Genomic DNA, 23,708 nt, shown 5'->3' on the forward strand with positions numbered 1-23,708 from the left:
GTTTTCAAAGAAACGCTTGTCAGTCATTCAGGCGTTAGGCGTATGAATAACCAAATATGAAAGAGGCTGAAAATGGCGTTTAATAACTTAAAGATAACATGTGTGAAAGTCGAAGGCAAATGTAGCCGAACAAAAGTGGGAACAACCTTCTACGTAAGAAATGCAAAATTGGAAATCCCTCCAGGGGAAAGCATTTATAATGATTGAGTTAGAATACTCATTAATAATCGAGGCAACAGAAGAACCTGACTATTTTGGGTTTTATTCTCCGGACCTGGAAGGTTTTTCAGGGATAGGACATTCTATTGAAGATTGTATCTATAAGGCAAAATGGGGAATGAAGGAACATGTTCAGCTGTTAAAAGAACAAGGCTTGCCAGTCCCTCCGCCGAATCCCAATCCCAGGATAATTATTCAAAACGAAGAGAAGTTAACAGTTGCATAGTTTAAAAAGAAAAATGACCGTCCCACATCGATCGAATTCCCCATCGGCTTTTGTTAAGCGGTGGTTAAACGATAGTTAAACGCAAACTACAAAAGGGCATTGGTTTGCTGTAAACGAACCAATGCCCTTTCGCGATCCTGTTTGATTTTAAAACCCCTTATGTTTTTGGCTCTATTCTTACCGCTGTCAGATGGGCTGAGCCCTCCGGGGACGCAAATGTCAGGGAATTCACCCTTGCGTGGGCAAAGTGTACAGGGACAAAGAGCATTCCTTCGGGTATCTCGTCAGATATACGTGCCTTTATATATACCGAGTCCCTCCTTGATACTATCCTGATGAACTCACCGTCCTCAACGCTGAACTTGTCAGCATCCTCAGGGCTTATCTGCACAAAGGCATCGGAAAGTACATGGCTGAGGCTCTTTGACATGACAGAGAGGGCACCTGAGTGCTGCATGATATTGCCTGTCACCAGGACAATAGGGTGCTCCTCATCAGGTCTCTCCTTGAGTTCCCACTCAGGGCTGGCGAATCTCCATTTCTGGGTCCCGGTATCAACGGGCATTTTGCTTATCTCTTCCTGGATGGTTTTAAGGTCTATGCTTCCAAGGTCCTCTCCCATAAGCCTTGCAAGGTTGCGCAGTATCATCCAGTCAGCTATGGAATCCCCTGTGGCTGCAACCACCTTTGGTACAGGCTGGGGCAGACCCTCCGAGTTTATAAATGTTCCTTCCTTCTCTGCCCAGCTTGCAGCAGGCAGGATTACATCAGCTAATTTTGCCGTCTCTGAAATCCTTATGTCCTGAACTATCAGGAGGTCAAGGCCTTTGATCGTCTCTTCAATACGGTCTGCATCAGGCATGGTGACAAGCGGGTCTTCACCCATGAGATAGAGGGCCTTGAGTGCTCCGGGTTTGTAAAGCATTTCATATAAATCCTTGCCATTGCTCAGCGGTCTTACACCCATGAGCCAGGCACCGTAGGTGTTTGAGTAATCAGCCGGTATCTGTAATGCCTCGGGGCCCTCTCCCAGGAGCATGAGGAGATTGGCCGCAGCCCTTACGGTCTCGATACCCTTCTGATTCTCTGCTGCTGCAACAGTCATGGCCAGGAGGCGGCTTTCCGCCATGGTAAACTCTCTTGCCATTTCTGTAAATTCCTCTTCTTTTATGCCTGTTATCTCTGATACCTTTTTTGGGGTAAAGTCCTTTACCGCTTCCTGAAGTTCATCAAGACCCTCTGTTGTAATATCCTTCTTCAGGTGAATTCCTCCGGCCAGTGCATAGTTGATCAGGCCGTTAAGGAAGGCGGTCGAGGTTCCGGGTCTTATCCTCAACCACGCTGACGCACGTCTTGCAAGCTTTGTCTGCCTCGGTTCAACAATCAACAGGCGTGAGCCCTCAAGTTTTGCCTCGAGGAACTTGAGTCCGAAGATGGGGTGAGTGGAGGTGATGTCTGATTCAAGGACGAGTATGACCTCCTTGCCTATGGGGGAGTCGAGCTTTACAGGGTTCAGTTTTATCCCGTAAGTCTCTTCCATGCCTTTTAGCACCCAGGCATAGCCGAGCCTTGCAGAGGTGTCCAGGTTGTCGGTGCCTATCACCTCACGCATGAATTTCTGGAGCATGTAATTGTCTTCAAGTGTGGTCCTTGGTGAACCGATTGCCCCTATGGCCTCCGGGCCGTGTTTTTCCTTTATTGTCTTCAGCTTTTCTGCAACGTAATAGAGTGCCTCCTCCCAGGAAGCCTCCCTGAATTCCCCGTCCGTCTTAATCAGTGGTGTCTTCAGCCGTGACTCACCATAAATGAAGTCAAAGCCGAACCTCCCCTTTCCACAGAGGTCACCGTTATTTACACCCTTACCCTCAACCCCTCTGACCCTCAAAATCTTTCCTTCCCTGAGGTCAAGGGTGAGAGTACAGCCGACTCCGCAGTAGGGGCATATACTGTCTCGGCTTTCAAGGAACCACGCCCTTGCCCGGTACTTGTAAGGCTTTGCCCCAAGGGCGCCAACAGGGCAGGTATCAATGCACTGGCCGCAGAATTCACAGTCAAGGGTCTCTTCAAATGCAGGGCTTATCTTTGTCTTGAACCCACGGCCAATCAGGTTTATTGCCCCAACGCCCTGGTGTTCCCAGCAGACCCTTACGCAGCGGCCGCAAAGTATACACCTGTTGGGATTACGGTCAATCAGGGGGCTTGTTGCCTCTGGATCGTGTTTCCTCTCACCATAGAACCGGCTCTGTGAAGGACCGTATTTATATGCAAGGTCCTGGAGGCTGCACTCACCGGCCTTGTCGCATATCGGGCAGTCAAGTGGGTGGTGTACGAGCAGGAGTTCGAGTACGGTTTTTCTTGCCTTTTGCAGCGCCGGGGTGTCGGTGTGCACAACCATTCCGTTTTCAGCAGGGGAGGAGCATGATGCCATCAGCTTTCTCTGTCCCTCAACCTCTACGAGGCAGAGTCTGCACCCCCCGTAGGGCTTCAGCCTTCTGTCCCAGCATAGATGGGGTATGTATATGTTGTTCTCCCTTGCCACATCCAGTATTGTCACGCCTTTTTTGGCCTGGAGTTTTTTGCCGTTAATCGTCAGTTCTATCATCTAATCAAGACCTCCTGAGCAAAGTTTTAAATACGGATTCCTAACCTGCAGCCTTATTCCTTACTCTCAACTGTCGTTTGCATTTCCTCCCCCTTAAACATATCTCTTGGTCCTACCTTGACAGCATTAAATTTACACTTTTCATAGCAGGTCCTGCATTTGATACAGAGGGCCTGGTTTATCAGATAGGGTTTTTTCTTTTCTCCGGTTATCGCATCCTGGGGGCATGCCCTTGCACAGACGCCGCAGCCTTTACATGCCTTCGCATCTATGTAGAAGGTTGAGAGATCCCTGCAGACCCCTGCCTTACACCATTTCTGATGTATATGTGATTCGTATTCGTCCTTAAAATACCGTATTGTGGTGAGTACCGGATTTGGCGCCGTCTGACCAAGCCCGCAGAGCGATGTCTTTATAATATCGCCTGCGAGGTCCTCAAGGAGTCCTATATCATCCTCTTGCCCACTGCCTTCCGTAATCTCAATCAGCTTGTCAAGCATTACCCTCGTCCCTATCCTGCAGGGAGAACATTTGCCGCATGACTCATCTGCGGTAAACTCAAGGAAGAATTTTGCCACGTTTACCATGCAGTTGTAGTCATCCATTACAACCATTCCACCGGACCCGACAATGGCTCCTGTCTTGACTATATCCTCATAGGTTACAGGTGTATCAAGGAGGTGTTCAGGGACACAGCCGCCTGATGGTCCCCCGAGCTGTACTGCCTTGAATTTCCTGCCCTTCTTTATTCCACCGCCTATATCGAATATTATTCTCCTCAAAGGGGTGCCCATCGGCACCTCGATCAGTCCGATATTGTTAACCGCCCCTGTAAGCGCAAAGACCTTTGTCCCGGTTGATTTTTCCGTGCCGAGATTGCGGAACCATCCACCACCGTTAAGGACGATCTGCGGGATATTTGCATAGGTCTCAACATTGTTAAGCACAGTCGGCTTACCCCACAGGCCCTGATTTACCGGAAAGGGAGGTCTGGGTATGGGCATGCCCCTCTTGCCTTCAAGGGAGCGCATAAGGGCTGTCTCCTCACCACACACAAAGGCCCCGGCTCCCTCGTATATCTCTATGTCAAGGCTGAAGTCGGAGTTTAAAATATTGTTACCCAAAAGCCCAAGCTCATTTGCCTGGTCTATGGCAAGCTGCAGCCTCTTGACAGCAAGTGGATACTCTGCCCTGACATAAATATAACCCTTTGTTGCCCCGATGGCCTTTGCCGCTACTATCATCCCCTCAAGCACAACATGCGGGTCGGCCTCCATGATACTGCGGTCCATAAATGCTCCGGGGTCGCCCTCGTCACCATTACAGAGTATGTACTTCTGATCTCCCCTGGCCATGGAACATAGTTCCCACTTGAGTCCTGTTGGAAAACCTGCGCCGCCGCGTCCCCTGAGGCCTGAATCTTTCAGCTCCTTTATTATCTGCTCCGGTGTCATCTCCGTCAGGGCCTTTGCAGCCGCCATATATCCATCCCTTGCAATATAGTCTTCGATGTTTTCGGGATCAATAAGGCCCTTGTTTCTGAGGGCCCTCAATACCTGATACTTGAAGAAGGGTATTTCATTCATGGAAGGGACGGTTGTCTTTTTCAGGGGCTCATGGTACATGAATTTTTCAACAGGCCTGCCTTTAAGGAAATGCTCTTCTACTAAATAAGGTATATCTTCGGGCTTGAGCTTTTCATAAAAAATCTCGTCGGGGTGTACTATAAGGATCGGCCCCTGTGCACAGAAGCCGTTACAGCCTGTGAGTGTTATTGATATTTCATCTTCCATCTTCCTCTTCTTGAGTTCCTCAATCAGGGCATCCCTGACCTTCAGGCTTCCGGTTGCTATACATCCCGTTCCTCCGCACAACATCACGTTTACCCTGTATCTTTCCATCTATGGTACCTCCGTCTCCATTATCGTTATACGAAATACGAAAAATACTGCAAAAAACTAATAGGATGTCTCGCATCCCCTTACGAGAGCCAGGTCTTCCACGACCTTTCCTCCGAGGATATGTTCAGTAACTATCTTTCTTGTCTTCTCTTCATTGAGGTCACAGTATTTTACAGGAGGTTCATCCAGAATCTGAACCGTGATCATCGGTTCACGGCTGCAAAGCCCTGCACAGCCGGAGGTGTTTACAGCCACATCTGTGGCCCCGCTCTTCTCTAACTCTTCAAGTATAACGTTCATTATCTCTCTTGCCCCTGCTGCAAGACCGCAGGTGCCCATATGAACTGTAACCCTTGCCCTGAAAGCCCCTTCCCTGAGGGCTGTTTTTGCCTTGTATTCTTCTTTAATCTTTTTTAGATCTTCTACCGTAAGTTTTGCCATTGTGCGGCCTCCTTTTTGATCATTAAGCTAAAGGATGAAGGTCTTTCTCACGACACCCTCTCTATCTGTCATTCCGGCAGTTCTTAAGCCGGAATCCAGTGTTTTCAATGCTTTCCGGATACCGGATCAAGTCCGGCATGACGACAAAAAGACATTTATACACAGACACTAATTATATTGTTTTATTGTCTCAGCTACCTTGACAGGGTCAACACTCCCATATATGTCGTGGTCGACAACCACAACAGGAGCGAGTCCGCAGGCACCGAGACACCGTATAGTCTCAAGGGAGAACTTTTTGTCTTCCGTGATCCCCCCCTCGTCAATCCCGAGGTATTCCTTTACTTTCTCAAGTATCTCAGCGGCCCTTTTCACATAACAGGCGGTGCCGAGACAGACCCTTACGTTGTGTTTTCCTTTGGGTTTCATGGTAAATAATGAATAGAAAGAGACGACCGCATGCACCTCGCTGACGGGGAGGTTGAGTTCTTTAGCTATGATACGCTGTACAGCAGGGGGCAGATATCCGAGTACCCCCTGTACCTTTTGCAGGACAGGGATTAACGCCCCGGGTTTGGTTTTGTACTTCTCTATAACCTCCATTATGTCCTTCAGTTTTGTCTCTATATCTTCTTCCGCCTCAGACCTTTCTTTTCCCGAAGTTGCCTTTACGGTAGCGATGGCCTTTTCAGTTACATTAATCAGAAGCTGGGGAGAGAAGGGCTTTGGCAGATAATCTATGATACCGAGCTCAAGGGCGTCTTTTATGCTTTCCTGGGAGGGATAACCTGTGATAACGACTATACCCGTTCCAGGGCTGGTCTTCCTTATCCAGCGTATTAACTCTATTCCGTCTACCTCGGGCATCTTGAGGTCGGTAATAACGAGGTCAAAGTCCCCGTTTTTTATCATATCCATGGCCTCGCTGGCCCTAGTGGCACCCTGGACACTGTATCCCTCCGGAGCGAGTATCCTCTCGCAGCTTTTTATAACAACCGTCTCATCGTCTACTACCAAGACACTCCCCGCCATAGAATAACCTCCATAATATAATTTTTATCGAGTTAATGAATTTGTTCACCTGCTTTGCATAATCCTGACAGGATAATCAAAGCAAGGCAAAATCATCAGTTTACATTTCCAGTGGTATCACCTTTGCAAGCCATACAAGCCATCCCTCCGAGAGGTGTTCCTTGAGAAGGGAACAGATGATGTCATTGGCCTTCCCGTTGGTCTCTTTTATCTCTGCGGTCATTGGTGAGGCTATATCCACAATCTTTCCCGAGCCGGTAAGCAGCCTGGCAAATGGTTCTCCTGCCTTCACCTTGTCTACCTTCAGGTAATCGACATAAAGCATCTCTCCTGCGGCCATCTCGTATCTCAGGTCATAGCCTATCTCCCAGAGTCCTGTCTTTGTCGGCCTTGCCCATACACCTTCCTTATAAAATATTACGGGATTTTCCTTGTCCCGCAGAGGCACCAGGTAATCCCGGAACTCATCTATATAAGCCTGTCTCAGGATCCATCCCCTCTTGTCAAATACCTTCCTGGCAACATTTAACATGAAATCAGGAGTGAAAGGTTTTTCAATATACTCAAAGGCCCCAAGCCTTATGGATTCCTTTGCATCTTCCAGTGTGGGGTATCCGGTAATAACAACAATATCGGTATCTGGCTGAATGACTCGTGCCTCACGCAGGACCTCAATCCCTGATATGTCCGGCAGGCGTATATCGGTAATCAGGATGTCGTATTCCTCCTTCTCAAGCTGTCTCAGTGCATCCTCACCCTTGCCCACTGCAGTGATATTGTAACCCTCCGCCCCGAGTATCCTCTTGCAGCTAAGCGTCACAACAGGATCGTCATCAAGTACAAGTATCTTTCCTTTATCCATGGTTACCTCCTTTCATTACAAGACAGGTTATAGCAATTCCCTTGCCAGTCTTCAGGCGAGTGTGGACGGCTGATGAAACAGCTGAAAAATAAGGAAATTTTTTTTTGACTCCCCTTTCTAACCATAATATATCACGATTCAGTGTATAGAAAATATATACTCTTACCATTATATATCATACACTGAAATTCGTCCATCCCTCACTGAACGGAGGATTTGTTTTAAAGGTATTGACCATGGTTGATAATGCTTCTGAATAAGTCTCTTCACATGTCTTAACTGTAGACCCTGCGTATTATCGAGGATAAGACAAAATCCGGTTTATTCTTGAGACACCAAACAGAAATCATCCGGAAACAGCATATGGGATAAACCGCAGGTGCAACGGGCATTTCAAGGCTACAGGACCATAGCCGGTAGAACTCAAATGTAGAGTTGAATCTTGAAAAGTGTTCCGGGGTTTGCAGTGTTGAAAATTTTTTATCTTTTGTGCTAATCTTTATATATGCTTGTAAGAAGTAAATCCCTATCATTTACCATTCAATTAAAGGGCACATCATGAAAACCGACAGCGGCTTTAAACTAAAAAACTTTGCCAGAACATTGAATGCAGCAATCCAGTTCAACCTTTTCAATAAAAGGAATCTGATCAAGGTTGGACACAGGATAACCCACAAGTGTAACTACAAGTGTTCCTACTGTTCAGTCTGGAATGACAAGACTGAGGAACTGAATACCGATCAGATTCTGAAACTCGTTGATGAAGTAGCTGAAGCGGGTTGTGTGGCCTATGCCGTAACCGGAGGTGAGCCCCTTGTAAGAAAAGACCTTCCGCAAATCCTGAAGCGGATAAAGGAGAGGGGTATGGTAGCCAAACTTGTCACAAACGGTTCTCTTGTATCAAAGAGAATTGACGAGATAGCGGATCACGTGGACGTTTTGACTTTCTCGTTTGACACCACAAACCCGAACGTTCCTGAAGACATGGGAATAATAAAGGTTCTGAATGATACCGTGATAGAGGGGATAAAGGCAGCCGTGGGGAGGATTCCGCACGTTGGATTTAATACAATTCTGACAAGGATTACATATGATGAACTTGACGACATAGTGGAAATCGCTACAAGGCTGGGGATAAAATCGCTTACGTTCTCTCCTTTGCTGACACATTTTGATTACAGGAGTCCGGAGGAGTACTCCAGGCGCTACGGTGAGGTGTACGGCAGTATCGAGCATTACAGGAAGACGATAACAAAACTGAGGGAGTTGCGGGATAAGGGTTATCCGGTGATGATGAGCGATCTGCTGCTTGATGCAATGTACACGTTTAAAGTGCCAAAGATGAAGTGTATAGCGATTTATCTGCAGTGCAGCATATCCCCGGATGGAAGACTGGGGCCATGCTTCGAGTTTTCCAGGGAGCTCACTGATTCTTACAAGAATAAAAATTTCAAGGAACTTTGGGAAGAGCTTGGGAGTTACAAAGCCTTTTCAGATAACTGCAAGGGATGCCTATTACACTGTTACTTCGAGCCAAGCGCAATATTTTCAGGTAAACCCAAGGCAATTTTTTCACGCGGTTCGTACAGAACAAGGTATTTAAATGCCCTTTTCAACCGGAAAGAATCCTGAAAAAAACGAGAACTCTGAACCCGGTTGTCACTGGAGCCGGGGCTATGTCTGTATTTCGCAGTCTACCATAATCGCAGAGGAGCTAAGCCGTATATGTTTTTCACAAGCTTCATGTGTTTGAGATGAACCGGAAAAGTAATTGCCGTATCCGGTCCCTTTTCTTTAATTTAAACGTAAATTTAAACGTAATTATTTTTTTATCTACACTATGAAACAGGGCAAAAATATAAAGTTTTTACTCCTGCTTGCAGTATTTGTTCTTGGTGTTTCTCTTGGTTTGTTTTTCTGGGATAAGATAACCCTTCCGTATTCAAACCCTTGGGGTGTCACGGGGGTGCTTACTGTTGCAGAGTATAATCCTACCAATGATTCGGTCAGGTTTGCTGTCTTCTTATTCATGCCTTTACTGGTGCTCTTCCTGATGTACCTTCTGAACATAGGTGGTTTAAACCGTATCTGTTTTAGGGAGAACTCGGATTTTTCTGAACATGATTCCCTAGATGTTTTACCGTTACCGTCAATGAATAAAAAAATCTTTGCGGTAATCCTGTTGTTTTTTGCAGTTATATCCGCAGTTAATATTCCGAACTACCGTTCTACCGGGAAATTCGATGCAATGCACGAAGGCGAGACTCTGGGGCCTGCCCTGTCGTATATGGCCGGGGAGGTTCCATATAAGGATTTCTTGTTTCTGCACGGTGTTTTTGAGAATCCTGTCCGTTCAGTGGTGGCCTTTAAACTTTTCGGGAAGTCAATTGGTTCGGTCAGGGCTCTTGAGTCTATCCTTAAAGCTTTTTTATTCGTATTGCTTGCCATTTTCCTGATGCAGATATTCCGTGGCAATTATCTGTACTACCTTTTTGTTTTCCTGACTCTGACCCTTTTCTATAAACACCTTTTTGGTCTTCCAAGAAGATTAATCTTTTTTAAATCCATGGATATAACCACGTTTTCATTTCTGCTAACCATTCCTGTACTGTACCGTTTTTCGGACCTGAAACAGATTAATCCGAAGAAATTCCTGATAAGCGTTTTTTTCTTTTCTTTTATTCCTCTGGCTTCGTTCGGTTATGCTGCTGACAGGGGAATTTATCTGTTTGTGACCTATCTGATTGTATCCCCAATTTTATACTTTGTCTTCTTTCACAAAAGTCCTTTGAGACGTCATTATCTGGCAGCTTCATTCCTTGGGCTTCTGGCGGCGGTTCTGTTGTTGAATGTCCTGTTCCGCGGAGCTTTTTACGATTTTTTTGAATTTACTTTTCTGACCTTGACTAAGTATAGGGAGTTACAGGGTGGTTTAATCTATCCTATTGAACAGATAGCTTATTTGGCGGTTTGTGTCCTTATAGCAGCAAATACTTTTTGGGTTGCCTATAAATTCCTGCAGGAGTTGTATCTGAATGACGGGAAAGTCAGGCCTGCGTTCAGAGAGTTCATTCGGAAGTATTTTATAGAATTCTGTTTGTTACTGATGTCGATATTCTTCTACAAGAGTGCTTTGGGGCGTTCTGACTGGATGCACGTTGCCTACAGTTCTCCCCTGACTTACATACTGTCCTTGTATATCCTGATAAAACATTATCTGCACGGTTTTCTTCAGAGAGAAAGATTCAACGCATTCAGGAAGGTTCTCGTGTATGCAATCACTTTTATAGTTGTTGTAAGTTCTGTAGGTGGTATTTACAGGATATATAAAAAAGATTTGATTACAAAGCGGTTTCCGGTTAAAGTGGAAGACTCTGAATTTATTCTTGATAAATATAAGGCAACTATAACATTTCTGAAAAATAATCTTAAGGATGATGAAAAGTTTTTTACTTTTACAAATGAGGCAAGCTGGTATTATTTTATTGACCAGCCGGCACCGACGCGGTTCCCGACGTTGTTGTACGCTATGCCGTATTTTTATCAGGAGGAAGTGGTTGAAGATTTAAAGAAGGCAAATATCAGGTATGTCCTCTATACAAACAGTGACTGGTATAATTCTGTCAGTGGTTTTAACTTTGAAGGCTTTTCCAATGAAGTCAGGTTTCCTATAGTCCTGGATTATCTCAAAAAGAACTTTGTTTTTTATAGGATGATTGACGACAATGAAATCTGGATCAGAAAGTCTGAACAGAATAAAAATTGATGTAATCGGGAATTGAGCCCCGGATTCAGCGACAAAAACAGAGTTGAGAAGACTCTCTGTAAAGTAAATAACACACTTGTCATGCTGAAGTTATTCAGGTATATACTAATAAAAAGACAACTGGATACGAAGCCATGAAAGAAGTTTGAAGCAAGTTCGGAGTGACATTCATAGAGCTTTCAGACAGGCTCCGGTTTCTATATTTCGTAATCTACCTTGGCTACAGAGGCGCAAAGCCGTCTGATATTTTTTACAACCTCCATGTGTTTGGGATGAACGAGATACTGTTGCAGGTGTTCAAGCGAATCGAACGTAGAGTCAAGGACAATGTCATATGATCTATCGGAAGGCAATACATCGAGAGCTACCACGCATTCTTTCATAATACCTTCTGTTGTTTTCTTCAGGCCCCGTAAATCTTTGACAAGCTGCTGGCGGTCTTCATCTGATGCCTCAGGTTTCAGTTTGAAAAGTACGATATGTTTTAACATCTCCGCTCCTTTCGGGAAGTTCTTCCAGTGTTATCAGTACTATAGTGTGTTTTAAAAACTTATTATAACACTTTTAATGATGATATTTACGCATCAGATCTTTAGCCGCATGGTAGAGATAAAGTTCTTTATGTTAAAATAACAATATTATGGAAGAAGTCGGCATTGTAGAGAGTGTTGAGGGGGTAATTGCAAAGGTTCTTGTTGAGCGCAAGAGTGCCTGTGACAAGTGTAGCGTGGGCATATGTCACGGTTCTTCCGATGACGGGGCACTTATAGAGGCCCTCAATATCGCCAAGGCAAAAGAGGGTCAGAAGGTCAAGGTTGTATTTAAGTCCTATACATATCTGAAGGGTACAATCCTTATTTATGGTCTCCCGGCACTTGCGCTCATAATCGGAGCGGTACTTGGCAAGGAGTTCCTTCCCCGCATCTTTAGTGGAGTTGATCCTGACCTGCTTTCTGCTGTTGGTGGATTCGGTCTCTTTATTTTGACCTTCATTGCTGCCAGACTATTCAGTCTGAGGATGGAGAAAAATACGGAATATAAACCCGTTGTCGAAGAGATACTCGAGTAAATTAACTGTTGAATTCCGTTAAAAACAGGGGGTTGTATGGCTAAACATAATGTTTCCATGATCAGAAACTTTTCGGTTGTGGCACATGGTGGTGCCGGCAAGACCTCTTTAGTGGAGGCCATACTTTATAGTGCAGGTGCCATTGACAGGATGGGAAGCGTAGAGGCAGGGAATACTGTAACCGATTTTGATCCTGAAGAGATAGAACGCAAAATCACCATATCTTCTGCAGTTGCCTATTGTGACTGGAATGCCTGCAGGATGAATATCATAGACACCCCCGGGTTCATTAATTTCATAGAGGATGCAAGGGGCTGTCTGAGGGTATCGGATGGAGCAGTAATAATAGTCAGCGCAATATCAGGTGTCAAGGCGGAGACTGAGAAGATATGGAAATATGCCTGTGAGTTTGAACTGCCGAGGATTATATTCATTAACAAGATGGACAGGGAGAATGCCGATTTCACACGTGCAATCAGTGATTTGGAGAAATCTTTTGAGACAGAGGCAATTGCACTGAATATCCCGATGGGGGAGGGTGCTTCCTTTGAGGGTATTGTGGATATAGTAAGGATGAAGGCATATCGTTTTGAAGAGGGGGGGACAAAAGAGATTGACGTGCCCTCAGAGCTTGCGGAAGATGCGGGGAACTACAGGAAAAAGCTTGTAGAAAAGATAGCGGAATCGGATGATGCCCTTCTTGAACGGTATCTTGAGGGTGGTGAACTGACGGAAGAAGAGATTCTCGGGGGTGTAAAAGAGGGGTCCCTTACCAGGAAGTTTATCCCGGTGGTTTGTGGTTCGGCCACACAGAACCGGGGCATTGACCTGCTCATGAATACAGCAGTCCTGTGTCTTCCCTCACCTGGGGAGATGGCACGGATCAGTCCTGTCAGGGGCAGAAATCCCAATGACGGCTCTGAGGTGCTCAGGCAGCCGGACGAGAATGAACCCTTTTCAGCTTATGTCTTCAAGACCATTGCCGATCCGTTTACAGGTAAGCTTACCCTTATGAGGGTTTACTCGGGTGGCCTTAATGCTGATTCAACAGTCTATAATGCCTCATCAGATGCAAAGGAGAGAATCGGTCAGGTTTTTTATCTCTTCGGGAAAAAGCATGTTCCCACTCAGACCCTTGGCCCGGGGGAGATAGGGGTGGTGGCAAAACTGAAGACAACCAATACCGGGGATACGCTCTGCGATGCGGCAAATCCCGTGGTCTTTGAAAAAGTAAGGTTCTCTGAGCCAATTATATCCTATGCTATTGCGCCAAAAAGCAAGGGCGATGAGGAAAAAGTCAGCTCAGGTCTGCACCGGATGCTTGAGGAGGACCCGACCCTGAGGTTTCACAGGGATGAGGAGACAAACGAGATGTTGCTCTCAGGTATGGGGCAGGTGCATGTCGAGATAGCTATTCAGAAATTAAAGAGAAAGTTCGGTGTTGATGTAGAGATGAAGACCCCGAAGATTCCCTATCGTGAGACTATAAGAGCGCGGGCCAGGGCACAGGGAAAATACAAGAAGCAGTCAGGCGGAAGGGGACAGTATGGAGACTGCTGGATTGAGATAGAACCATTGCCGAGGGGCGGAGGATTTGAGTTTGTCAACAGGATAGTCGGTGGCGTGATTCCGAGGCAGTATATCCCTGCAGTAGAGAAAGGAGTTGTTGAGACCCTGAGGGCGGGTGCCTTGGCAGGTTATCCAGTGGTTGATGTGAAGGTTACGCTCTTTGACGGCTCGTATCACTCTGTTGATTCCTCGGAGATGGCCTTTAAGATCGCAGGCTCCATGGCCATAAAAAAGGCTGCATCAGAGGCGAACCCGGTATTGCTTGAACCCGTTATGAGGGTTGAGGTGACCACACCTGATGATGCCCTTGGCTCTGTTATCGGAGACCTGAATGCAAAGAGGGGAAAGGTTCAGGGCGTGGAGCCCCAGGCCGGGGGAAACCAGAAGATAACGGCCCTTGTTCCCATGGCGGAGATGCTTACATATGCCAACCAGCTTCATAGCCTCACCTCCGGCAGAGGGATATATTCCATGGAGTTTTCTCACTATGAAGATGTGCCCGGACACATTGCACAGAAGCTTATTGAAGAGAGAAAGGCGGAAAAAGAACCAGGTAAGGAATAAAAGGCAGTACGCCTGCAGGTGGAGGTCTTCTCTGAAAGGTCTTCCTTTTGATTTTGATAAAACCTTTGTTTTCTTGCATGGAGACGAAGTTTTAAATCTGCTCAAACCCTGCCTGTGAGTCCCTTCGGAACCTGTAGATTTTCAGTTGTAAGGATTTCGGGATATTCCTGAAATTGACAAATATACCCGTATATTTTTAAATTAAAAGACAAAATATTGTTTGCAGGAGGCAAGATGCAGAAGACTGTTGAGGATATCAATCCCACTAAAAAGAAATTTGTTGTAGAAATACCTGCTGATGTTCTTGAGCATAAGATAGAAGAGGCACTCAGGAATCTTGGTAGAACCACGAAAATCCCCGGATTCAGGCCCGGCAAGGTGCCGCTTTCTCTGCTTGAGAGGAGATACGGGAAAGACGTGGAGATGGACGTGATAGAGCGCTTGATTCCAGAGTATTATGTCATGGCGATCAAGGAGGAGGCCCTCTTTCCAGTTGCAGCCCCGGTTTTTGAGGAGTACGATTTCAAGAGGAAAACACCCCTGAAGATGACTTTTACAGTGGAGTTCCTTCCGGAGATAAAAGACCTGAAGTATGAGGGGTATACTGTAAAAGAGGAGACCGTTGATGTAACTGATGAGGAAGTGGAGGAGACCACCAAGCGTCTGCTGACGGAGAAGTCCACTTATGAGGTGGTTGATGATACCATCTCTGATGGAGACCTGGTGGTGGTTGATTATGAGATTGTCGAGGAGGACCAGAAGGTTACAGGCCAGTTTATCAAGATTGGCAGTGATATAATTCCCCGGGAGATATCCGAGGCATTAAAAGGCAGAAAGGCGGGGGAGCCCTTTGAGGTCTCCGCAGCATTTCCCGATGATTATGTCAATAAGAACTTCTGCGGCAAGACCCTCACCCTTAAAGGGAGCATTAATGAGGTGAAGAGATTAAAAAAGGCTGATCTGAATGATGACTTTGCCAAGGACCTTGGATATGAAGACCTGGAAAAACTGAAGGAAGCCGTCAGGGAGTCTCTTGAAAATGTAAAGAAAGAGATGTCCGAGAACAGGCAGAAGGCCGAGCTTATTGAACAGCTTGTGAAGGACAATGAGTTTGACCTCCCCGAGAGTCTCCTTGAGTCGGAGCTTAATGCACTCGTTGGTGAAGAGAAGAAGAAGGACCCGGAACTCGATGTTGAAAAGGCGAGGGAGGATCTGAAAGAGCAGGCTGTCAGGAATGTCAAGGCCAATATACTCCTTGATGTGATTGCAGAGAAGGAGAAGGTGGAAGTTACAGAAGACGAGATGAAAAAGAGAATAGTTGAGATTGCAGGCAGCATGTATCTCAGTCCGGAGAACTTCGTAGACTTGTACCTCAAGAATGAGGGCGCCATGAGTGGATTCAGACAGAATATTGTCAGGGAGAAGGCCCTTGATATTGTATTTCAAAAAGCTGTCAGGGAAGCAGTTAAGAGTGATAAGGTAGAGAGCAGTGATGCAAAGACCAGTGATAGTGAATAGTATCCGTATAAACTAAAAGTAGAAGACCGGCACTAATCTGCTGACACTGACTTTAAACCAGGAGGAGAGTAAGAAGATGAGTTTGATTCCTATTGTAATAGAACAGACGGGAAGGACGGAGAGGGCCTATGACATCTATTCAAGGCTGTTAAAGGACAGGATAATCTTTATCGGTACGCCGATAGACGATCATGTGGCCAATACAGTGATTGCGCAGCTTCTCTTCCTTCAGACTGATGACCCTGAGAAGGATATCCATGTCTATGTCAATTCCCCCGGCGGCGTTGTCTCTTCAGGGCTTGCCATCTATGATACCATGCAGTATGTGAAGCCTGATATTGCCACCTATTGCCTGGGACAGGCGGCGAGCATGGGAGCACTGCTTCTGTCGGCAGGGGCAAAGTCAAAGAGGTTTGCACTCCCCCACTCGAGGATAATGATACATCAGCCTATGGGTGGTTTTCAGGGACAGGCCACTGATATAGAGATCCATGCAAGGGAGATTCTCAAAATGAAGGAGACGCTGAACGGTATCCTTGCAAACCATACATCCCAGCCTTATGACAAGATTCGGGCAGACACGGACAGGGACTTTTTCATGTCTGCAGAAGAGGCAAAGGAGTACGGGATTGTTGATGATGTGATCTATTCCATGAAGCAAGAAAAAGAAAAGGAAGAAGAGTAATATATACGTTAGTTGTATATTCAGAACTAAGAAGGATTAGCCGGTAGCGGCTGACAGGAGGCTATAGGATGTCTAAAAAGGAAGAAGATAAGTTGCAGTGTTCTTTCTGTGGTAAAACCCAGAGTGAGGTGAAGAAGCTCATTGCCGGGCCCACGGTTTATATCTGTGACGAATGTGTGGAGCTCTGTGACGAGATACTCGCCGAAGAGATGGAGACCTTCAATGAAGGACTGCCGTTTCCGGAATTGCCCACACCTATGGAGATACACAAGGCGTTGGATGAGTATGTAATCGGTCAGGAGAAGGCAAAAAAGACGCTCTCGGTTGCGGTTCATAACCATTATAAGAGGATTCACCATCCGGTCAAGACGGATGTGGAGATTCAGAAGAGCAATATTCTCCTTATAGGTCCGACCGGGACCGGTAAGACTCTCCTTGCGCAGACACTTGCACGGATACTCGATGTGCCTTTCACTATTGCAGATGCCACAACCCTTACAGAGGCCGGCTATGTTGGTGAGGATGTGGAGAATATTATACTCAAACTGCTTCAGGCAGCCAATTACGATGTTGAGAGGGCTCAGAGGGGAATAATCTATATAGACGAGGTGGACAAGATAAGCAGAAAGTCCGACAGCCCCTCCATTACAAGGGATGTCTCGGGAGAGGGCGTACAGCAGGCCCTTCTGAAGATTGTTGAAGGCACGGTTGCGAATATCCCGCCTCAGGGTGGGAGGAAACACCCGCAGCAGGAGTATATTCCGGTGGATACAACCGGTATCCTGTTCATCTGTGGCGGCGCCTTTGTCGGGCTTGAAGAGATTATCGAGAAGAGGATAGGAAAGAGGACCGTTGGTTTTGGAGCTGATACCACTGCAAAGAGAAAGATAGGGAATATCCTGAGCATTGTGGAGCCAGGGGACCTTGTAAGGTACGGGATGATCCCCGAGTTTGTCGGAAGGCTTCCTGTGGTTACCACGTTGGTTGAGCTGAATGAATCGGCACTTGTAAGGATACTTGTTGAGCCGAAGAACGCCCTTGCAAAGCAGTATGAGAGATTGCTCTCCATAGATAACGTGAAGTTACGCTTTAGTGAGGGAGCCCTGCGTGCCATTGCAAGAAAGGCGATAAAGAGGAAGACCGGTGCAAGGGGACTGCGTGCCATCCTTGAGGATATAATGCTTGAGGTGATGTACGAGATTCCGTCGCGTAAAGAGATAAGGGAATGCGTGATTAATGAAGAGGTTATTACACGTCAGGAAAGACCGATCCTGATTTATGAAAAGACAGCCTAATCCACTTGATGGCTCTAAATCCTTTTGGGATGATGCCGCATAGATGATTTGATTGCATTTAACAGGGACTCCCGAATATGGGGGTCCTTTATTTTCAGGGTAACGTCATCAATCAGCTCTTCGGGTATATTGACGGGGGCTGCAGGAGGTACAGGCCTGCCCTTCTTCTTTCTGAATACCCTTCCGAGTTTGAACCTGATCGATTCAATTCCATACCCTGAAAGACGCTTTTTCATCTCTTCCTTGTGAAGTCTTATCTCGTTAAGCCACACGTGGGAGTCAACAATGATGAGCAATTGTCCCCTTTTCAGTGTCGAGGGGTACAGGTGTTCACCCATGGGGGGAGGGAATATTGTCCTGAAGTCTTTCCTTAGAAATTCGAGCCTGAATTCTTCATAAAGGCCAAGGTTTTTTATAATGTCTGAAAGCTCGGTAGTTATGGATTTCATCTGGAACAGTCAAGCCCGGTCCGGCAGTTTTAATGTCAGAGTTTTCCTGCGATTTTCTCAATTATGAAGTTTTCCAGTATGTCTCCAACCTTGATGTCATTGAATTTTTCAATCGTAATACCGCACTCATATCCAGCCTGGACCTCTTTTACATCTTCCTTGAATCTTTTAGTGGCGGCTATCTTTCCCTCGTAGATGACTATATTGTCCCTTATAACCCTTACACCGTCACTTGCCCTCTGCATGGTGCCCTCAAGTACATAACAGCCTGCCACTGTGCCGATATGGGATATTGTGAAGACCTCTCTCACCTCGGCCCTGCCGATGACCTTTTCCCTCAGGGTTGGTTCGAGGAGGCCCTCAAGTGCCTTCTTTACGTCCTCAATGGCCTCATATATTACAGTATAGAGCCTGATATCAACGTCCTCTTTTTCAGCAGCCTGTGCCGCCTTTGATTCGGGTCTGACGTTGAACCCTATTATAATGGCATTGGAAGCAGAGGCCAGCATTACGTCGGACTCGTTGATCCCTCCAACTGCCGTGTGTATTACCCGCACCTTGACCTCGGGGTGGGTAATCTTCTCAAGGGATTCCCTGATGGCCTCTACAGAGCCCTGCACATCAGCCTTGATGATTATGTTTAACTCCTTGATCTCCCCTTCCTTGATCTGCGAGTAGAGCTCATCGAGTTTAACCTTTCTTGCCCTGGCCATCTCTGCCAGCCTTTCCTTGTGAAGCCTGGCCATTGCTATCTGCCTGGCCTTCTTTTCATCTTCCACTACAACAAAGTGGTCACCGGCCTGGGGAACCTCTGAAAACCCGATTACTTCAACAGGTGTTGAAGGTATGCTCTCTGTAACTCTCTTTCCCCTGTCATTGATAAGCGCCCTGACCTTGCCGTAGGATTTTCCCGAGACAAAGGCATCTCCAATCTTCAGTGTTCCCGACTGCACAAGGACGGTTGCAACCGGGCCTCTGCCTTTGTCGAGCCTGGACTCTATGATTACTCCCCTTGCAGGTCTTTCGTAATTTGCCTCCAGCTCCATCATTTCAGCCTGAAGCAGTATCATCTCCAACAGTTCATCTATTCCGATTCCGTTTTTTGCAGATACCTCAACAAAGATATTCTTTCCCCCCCATTCTTCAGGAACGATATCGTATTCAGCCAGTTCACTCCTTACCTTCTGGGGATTTGCCTCGGGCTTGTCAATCTTGTTCACTGCCACGATAATGGGAACACCGGCAGCCTTTGCGTGGTTGATTGCCTCCACTGTTTGTGGCATGACACCGTCATCAGCGGCAACTACCAGTATTACTATATCCGTGGCCTGTGCACCCCTTGCCCTCATTGTTGTAAACGCCTCATGTCCGGGGGTATCCAGAAATACTATATCCTTGTCTTTGAGCCTTACCTTGTATGCACCGATATGCTGGGTTATTCCGCCTGACTCGGTCTCGGTAACGCGGGTCTTTCGAATTGCGTCAAGAAGCGAAGTTTTTCCGTGGTCAACATGGCCCATTACAGTCACAACCGGGGCCCTTGGTGAGAGATCTTCAGGCCGTTCCTCAATCTCCTCGATCTCCACCCTTTCGTTTTCCAGAGGGGCTGACTCTAATTTGATTCCGAAGCCGTCGGCAATGAGTATGGCTGCATCCAGGTCTACCGGCTGGTTTATCGTGACCATTGTACCAAGTTCCATAAACTTCTTTATAACCTCGGAGACCTTCTGGCCGATCAGTTCTGCAAATTCCTTGACAGTGGCACCTTCAGGCAGCTTTATCGCCTTTTTCCTGGGAGCTGCCGTTGAGATATGCTGGGTTTGCGTGGCAGTATGCTGTGACCGGCCTTGATTAAGAACCCTTCCCCTTCCGGCCCTCTTTCCACTCTTTGAGTCAAGCCATTTCTTGGGCTCAATCTTTCTTATAGCCTGAAATGCCCGCTGCATGCTCTTTCTTTTTGGGGTATCCGCCTTCTGGTCTGTTGCCTCTTTTGGGGGGCTGTCAGGGGACACACTCTCCACGCCCTCGACAGCAGATGCAGATATAGCTGGTTCCGTCTTCTTTTCGGCTTTTGGTTCTTTCTCAGGTTTCTGGCGGGTTTGAGGTTTCTGTTTAACCGCTATGGCCGTTTTTTCCGTTCCCTTCCCGGTACCTTTCAAGCCTTTTGTAAATAACGCTTCCACTTTACCTGCAATGTCTGTATCAATATTTGAAGAGTGGGTTTTTCCATCAACCCCCATCTTCTTTAATTCATCAAGTATATCTTTATTCTTTACTCCCAGCCTTTTGGCAAGTTCGTAAACTCTTATCTTCTCCATCAATATCTCCCTTTTCTGACACTGCTATAAACAGGACTTGTCACAGTTATCATAAAATGTTATCATATTTACTCCTTTTAGTGCAAACAAGAACCCGATTAAGGAGGATATTACGAGATGGCAATATGTTATGTTTGTGGCAAGATACGCTCAGTTGGAAATAATGTCAGTCATTCCAACAGAAGAACAAAGAGGGTTTTTAAGCCTAACCTTCAGAGAATAAAGATAGTGACTGAACATGGCCCTAAGAAGACTTATGTATGCACAAGGTGTATAAGGTCCGGCAAGATTACAAAGGCAATCTGAAACGGTTGATTTTTTTAAATCAGCGTCTGACTTTATTATATTACGAGTTATATTCAGAAACTGGTGAAATCTTATGGATTAAAGGTGCAGGGATACAGGTGAGAAGCCTGAATCCCTGTTATCAACTGAATTTTGGGAAGAACCGGAACAGTCAATCCATAAGCAGACAGTCAATCCATAAGATGTAAGAAATGATAATTGGTCTTTTAACCCTGGATATTTTTATCCCCGAGGCTGGTTCACTGAAGTCAAAACGCTTCGTAATACGCTCACTCAAAGACAGGCTTGCGAAATTTAACGTCTCGGTAGCAGAGGATGCCAATAATCTGTGGCAGAGGACTACCATCTCGATAGTGTGTGTTACGAATGATACCTCACACCTTTACAGTACCTTTGAGAAGATAAAAAACCTGGTTCTTTCCGAGGCGTCCATTGAGGTGCTGAAGATGGATATAGAGTTGCTGTAAGTCTGAAACAATTAACTTTTAAAGGAATATAAAATTATGCTGCCATATAAACGATCAAAGCGAATCGGTGACCTCATGAGGGAGGAGATTGCCGATATTATCATGAGGAGGGTGAAGGACCCTCGCCTGGGTTTCCTGACCATAACCTCGGTGGAAGTCACGGAAGATCTGAAGATTGCCAGGGTTTATGTGAGTGTCCTCCAGAAAAGCGAAACAAAGAGCACACTGAAGATTCTGAATTCCGCAAAGGGATTTATAAGGTCGGAGCTGCGAAAGCGTGTAAGGATGAAGGTGCTTCCAACGCTTGAATTCCATGAGGATGAATCAATTGAATATGGTGCAAAGATTGATGAATTGCTTCGCAAGATAAAAAAAGAGGGTGAAAGTGAAGGTTCCTGAAGAGATTGTTGAGCTAATAAAGAGAGAGCAGTATTTTACAATTGCCTCCCATATCAATCCTGAAGGAGATGCCCTGGGAGCATCCCTTGCCCTTGCCCTTGCCCTGAGATTGATGCACAAGGATGTGAGGGTCTTTAACAGCGATGGGGTGCCGTATATGTACAACTTTCTTCCCTCTTCAGAGTTGGTTGAGACCGGGATGGACAGGGAGAGACTGAAGAATTCGGTTCTCATTGTCCTGGACTGCAATGACCTTGAGAGGGTGGGGCTGAAGGATGTGGAGTGCAAAAAGATCGTTGTTATCGACCATCATCAGACTGTTACGGACTTTGGTCATATAAGGTGGATAGAACCTGAAAGCCCTGCTGCGGGGTTGATGATTTATAATCTTATAAGAGAACTTGAAGTGGAAATTAACAGGGAAATGGCGGTAAACCTCTATACGGCAATTGCCGTGGATACGGGAACCTTCAGGTATGAGAACACCACACCGGAGGTGCTGAGGGCTGCTGCCGAGTTGGTGGATGCCCGGGTTAACCCCGGAGAAGTTTCCCGGCGGCTTTATGAATCATGGTCTGTCAATAAATTCAGGCTATTTGTCAGTATGCTGAAGACTGTGGAGATTGTGCATACAGGTAACATTAGCAGTGCTATTGCAACCATTACCCTGGATATGTTTAAGGAGACAGGGGCGGATGCCTCGGATACAGAGAACTTTATAAACTTTCCAAGGATGATAGAGTCAGTGGACATATCGGCCATGTTCAGGGAAGTTGAATCAGGCTGCTGGAAGGCCAGCCTCAGGAGTAAAGGCAACTGTGATGTTTCATTGATTGCCTCGCATTTTGGTGGTGGCGGACATAAAAACGCAGCCGGTTACAAGGTTTGTGGTGATATCGGGGATGTTAAGAAAGGGCTTATAGAGGCGATTCAGGACTCAGTAGCAGCCCGATGATCATTGAGAAGAGTTTTAAAGAGAGCGTTGTTGTAAATCTGAACAAACCACCGGATATCACATCCCACCAGGCAGGGCGGAAGGTACAACGGCTCCTCGGGGCCTCGAAGGCCGGTCATGCAGGCACCCTTGACCCCTTTGCCGAAGGTCTCCTGCTTGTCTGTCTGAATGGCGCTACAAGGATAACCGGGTACCTTTCATCTCTTGAAAAAGAGTATATAGCCCACCTTCAGCTCGGCATAGTGACCGATACCCTTGACATCACTGGAAGTATAATTAAAGAAGAGAACACGGCCGGCATTACTGAAGACGGAATAATAAGGGTTCTCGGGCAATTTAAGGGGGAATTAATGCAGGTCCCTCCGATGTATTCAGCCATAAAGCAGAAAGGGGTGCCGCTTTACAAACTTGCGAGGCAGGGGATAACTGTTCAGAGAGAAGAGAGGAGGGTCTTTATTGCCATGATGGAGCTGCTCTCGTTCTCTTTGCCTGAATTTGTTGTAAGGATAAGATGTTCCAAAGGGACTTATATCAGAAGTCTTGCCCGTGATATAGGTGAGGCCCTTGGGGTGGGGGCTGTGGTTAAGAGGCTGCAAAGGACAGCCATAGGACACTTTAAAGTAGAGGACGCGGTCTCTTTTGAGGAACTCGGGAAAGGAAGCTTTACTTTTTCCACAATGGATGAGGCCCTGGCACACCTGAATGAGTTAACCCTGAATGACGAGCAGTTCAGGCTTGCCGGTCATGGTACGGCGTTTTTTGCAAATATTGGAATATCGGAGGGAGAACCCGTCAGATTAAAAAGTCCTGCAGGTGATTTTTTTGCCATTGGGAAGTTGAAAGATGGAGGGCTAATGAAGATAGAAAAGGTCTTTTTTCAGTGACCGGTGAAAACATGAAAGTGTTAAATAAAGATAGAAGTGTTAAGTATGGATACACGTTGAGAATTTTCTGTTCCATGCGATCTGAAAAGCTGCAGTAAGCTTTTTTTCGTGATCAGGGATTAAAGTTTTTTGCAACATTCGAAAAAAAATAGAAAAAACACTTGACAAGAAAAAAAAATTC

The 23,708-nt window shown here is 46.2% G+C and carries 21 protein-coding genes and 1 pseudogene; 13 read left to right on the forward strand and 9 right to left on the reverse strand.

What is annotated here, in order from left to right:
* Positions 1–199: 199 nt before the first annotated feature.
* Entirely contained in the window at positions 200–445 is a 246-nt protein-coding gene (locus VST71_09495; GenBank protein MEC4685949.1) for a type II toxin-antitoxin system HicB family antitoxin, read from the forward strand.
* A 157-nt stretch (positions 446–602) separates the two neighbouring features.
* Here VST71_09495 and nuoG read toward each other — a convergent pair whose 3' ends face one another.
* The 6 genes and pseudogenes from nuoG to VST71_09525 form a co-directional block, all read right to left on the reverse strand.
* Positions 603–3,047 (reverse strand): NADH-quinone oxidoreductase subunit NuoG, encoded by a 2,445-nt coding sequence (nuoG, locus tag VST71_09500; protein MEC4685950.1) that lies wholly within the window; start codon positions 3,045–3,047, stop codon positions 603–605.
* Positions 3,048–3,100: 53 nt separating this feature from the next.
* Complete coding sequence (locus tag VST71_09505; GenBank protein MEC4685951.1) at positions 3,101–4,948, reverse strand: NADH-quinone oxidoreductase subunit NuoF; 1,848 nt, start codon at positions 4,946–4,948, stop codon at positions 3,101–3,103.
* A 57-nt stretch (positions 4,949–5,005) separates the two neighbouring features.
* Positions 5,006–5,389, reverse strand: a complete 384-nt coding sequence (locus VST71_09510; protein MEC4685952.1) for a (2Fe-2S) ferredoxin domain-containing protein — start codon at positions 5,387–5,389, stop codon at positions 5,006–5,008.
* 168 nt (positions 5,390–5,557) lie between these two features.
* A complete protein-coding gene (locus VST71_09515) occupies positions 5,558–5,992 on the reverse strand; it encodes an NAD(P)H-dependent oxidoreductase subunit E (GenBank protein MEC4685953.1) in 435 nt (144 codons plus the stop codon).
* Between the two features lie 102 nt (positions 5,993–6,094).
* Positions 6,095–6,421, reverse strand: a pseudogene (locus tag VST71_09520) (response regulator).
* A gap of 100 nt (positions 6,422–6,521) precedes the next feature.
* Positions 6,522–7,283 (reverse strand): response regulator, encoded by a 762-nt coding sequence (locus VST71_09525; GenBank protein MEC4685954.1) that lies wholly within the window; start codon positions 7,281–7,283, stop codon positions 6,522–6,524.
* Between the two features lie 558 nt (positions 7,284–7,841).
* Here VST71_09525 and VST71_09530 point away from each other — a divergent pair.
* Together VST71_09530 and VST71_09535 are read left to right on the forward strand one after the other, a co-directional pair.
* Positions 7,842–8,915, forward strand: coding sequence for a radical SAM protein (locus VST71_09530; GenBank protein MEC4685955.1), 1,074 nt, complete (start codon positions 7,842–7,844; stop codon positions 8,913–8,915).
* A 208-nt stretch (positions 8,916–9,123) separates the two neighbouring features.
* Positions 9,124–11,049, forward strand: a complete 1,926-nt coding sequence (locus tag VST71_09535; protein ID MEC4685956.1) for a hypothetical protein — start codon at positions 9,124–9,126, stop codon at positions 11,047–11,049.
* 197 nt (positions 11,050–11,246) lie between these two features.
* Here the strand turns inward: VST71_09535 and VST71_09540 are convergent, their stop codons facing one another.
* Positions 11,247–11,540 carry a Dabb family protein gene (locus tag VST71_09540; GenBank protein MEC4685957.1) on the reverse strand — a complete coding sequence of 98 codons (294 nt, stop codon included), beginning with the start codon at positions 11,538–11,540 and terminating at the stop codon, positions 11,247–11,249.
* A 149-nt stretch (positions 11,541–11,689) separates the two neighbouring features.
* On the opposite strand from VST71_09540, the gene VST71_09545 reads away from it, so the two are divergent.
* From VST71_09545 to clpX, 5 genes are all read left to right on the forward strand, one after another.
* On the forward strand, positions 11,690–12,118 hold the full coding sequence (locus tag VST71_09545) for a SoxR reducing system RseC family protein (protein MEC4685958.1): 429 nt from the start codon (positions 11,690–11,692) through the stop codon (positions 12,116–12,118).
* 36 nt (positions 12,119–12,154) lie between these two features.
* On the forward strand, positions 12,155–14,251 hold the full coding sequence (fusA, locus tag VST71_09550) for an elongation factor G (GenBank protein MEC4685959.1): 2,097 nt from the start codon (positions 12,155–12,157) through the stop codon (positions 14,249–14,251).
* Between the two features lie 234 nt (positions 14,252–14,485).
* Positions 14,486–15,769, forward strand: coding sequence for a trigger factor (gene tig / locus VST71_09555; protein ID MEC4685960.1), 1,284 nt, complete (start codon positions 14,486–14,488; stop codon positions 15,767–15,769).
* Between the two features lie 46 nt (positions 15,770–15,815).
* Entirely contained in the window at positions 15,816–16,454 is a 639-nt protein-coding gene (clpP, locus tag VST71_09560) for an ATP-dependent Clp endopeptidase proteolytic subunit ClpP (GenBank protein ID MEC4685961.1), read from the forward strand.
* A 68-nt stretch (positions 16,455–16,522) separates the two neighbouring features.
* Positions 16,523–17,749, forward strand: coding sequence for an ATP-dependent Clp protease ATP-binding subunit ClpX (gene clpX / locus VST71_09565; GenBank protein MEC4685962.1), 1,227 nt, complete (start codon positions 16,523–16,525; stop codon positions 17,747–17,749).
* A 14-nt stretch (positions 17,750–17,763) separates the two neighbouring features.
* On the opposite strand, the gene VST71_09570 is transcribed toward clpX, so the two are convergent.
* A complete protein-coding gene (locus VST71_09570) occupies positions 17,764–18,198 on the reverse strand; it encodes a DUF721 domain-containing protein (GenBank protein ID MEC4685963.1) in 435 nt (144 codons plus the stop codon).
* A 35-nt stretch (positions 18,199–18,233) separates the two neighbouring features.
* Positions 18,234–20,516: a translation initiation factor IF-2 gene (gene infB / locus VST71_09575; GenBank protein ID MEC4685964.1), complete on the reverse strand. Its 2,283-nt coding sequence runs from the start codon at positions 20,514–20,516 to the stop codon at positions 18,234–18,236.
* Between the two features lie 117 nt (positions 20,517–20,633).
* Here infB and rpmB point away from each other — a divergent pair, with 117 nt between their 5' ends.
* The 5 genes from rpmB to truB all read left to right on the forward strand — a co-directional run bounded on the left by rpmB (position 20,634) and on the right by truB (position 23,527).
* On the forward strand, positions 20,634–20,822 hold the full coding sequence (rpmB, locus tag VST71_09580) for a 50S ribosomal protein L28 (GenBank protein MEC4685965.1): 189 nt from the start codon (positions 20,634–20,636) through the stop codon (positions 20,820–20,822).
* A 191-nt stretch (positions 20,823–21,013) separates the two neighbouring features.
* Positions 21,014–21,289, forward strand: coding sequence for a DUF503 domain-containing protein (locus VST71_09585; GenBank protein MEC4685966.1), 276 nt, complete (start codon positions 21,014–21,016; stop codon positions 21,287–21,289).
* Between the two features lie 36 nt (positions 21,290–21,325).
* On the forward strand, positions 21,326–21,688 hold the full coding sequence (gene rbfA / locus VST71_09590; protein MEC4685967.1) for a 30S ribosome-binding factor RbfA: 363 nt from the start codon (positions 21,326–21,328) through the stop codon (positions 21,686–21,688).
* Complete coding sequence (locus tag VST71_09595; GenBank protein MEC4685968.1) at positions 21,675–22,643, forward strand: bifunctional oligoribonuclease/PAP phosphatase NrnA; 969 nt, start codon at positions 21,675–21,677, stop codon at positions 22,641–22,643. The genes rbfA and VST71_09595 overlap by 14 nt, the downstream gene beginning before the upstream one ends.
* Entirely contained in the window at positions 22,640–23,527 is an 888-nt protein-coding gene (truB, locus tag VST71_09600) for a tRNA pseudouridine(55) synthase TruB (protein ID MEC4685969.1), read from the forward strand. The genes VST71_09595 and truB overlap by 4 nt, the downstream gene beginning before the upstream one ends.
* The last annotated feature ends 181 nt before the right edge of the window (positions 23,528–23,708 follow it).

The sequence above is a fragment of the Nitrospirota bacterium genome (assembly GCA_035873375.1).
In the GTDB taxonomy this organism is placed as follows: Bacteria; Nitrospirota; Thermodesulfovibrionia; order Thermodesulfovibrionales; family JdFR-85; genus BMS3Bbin07.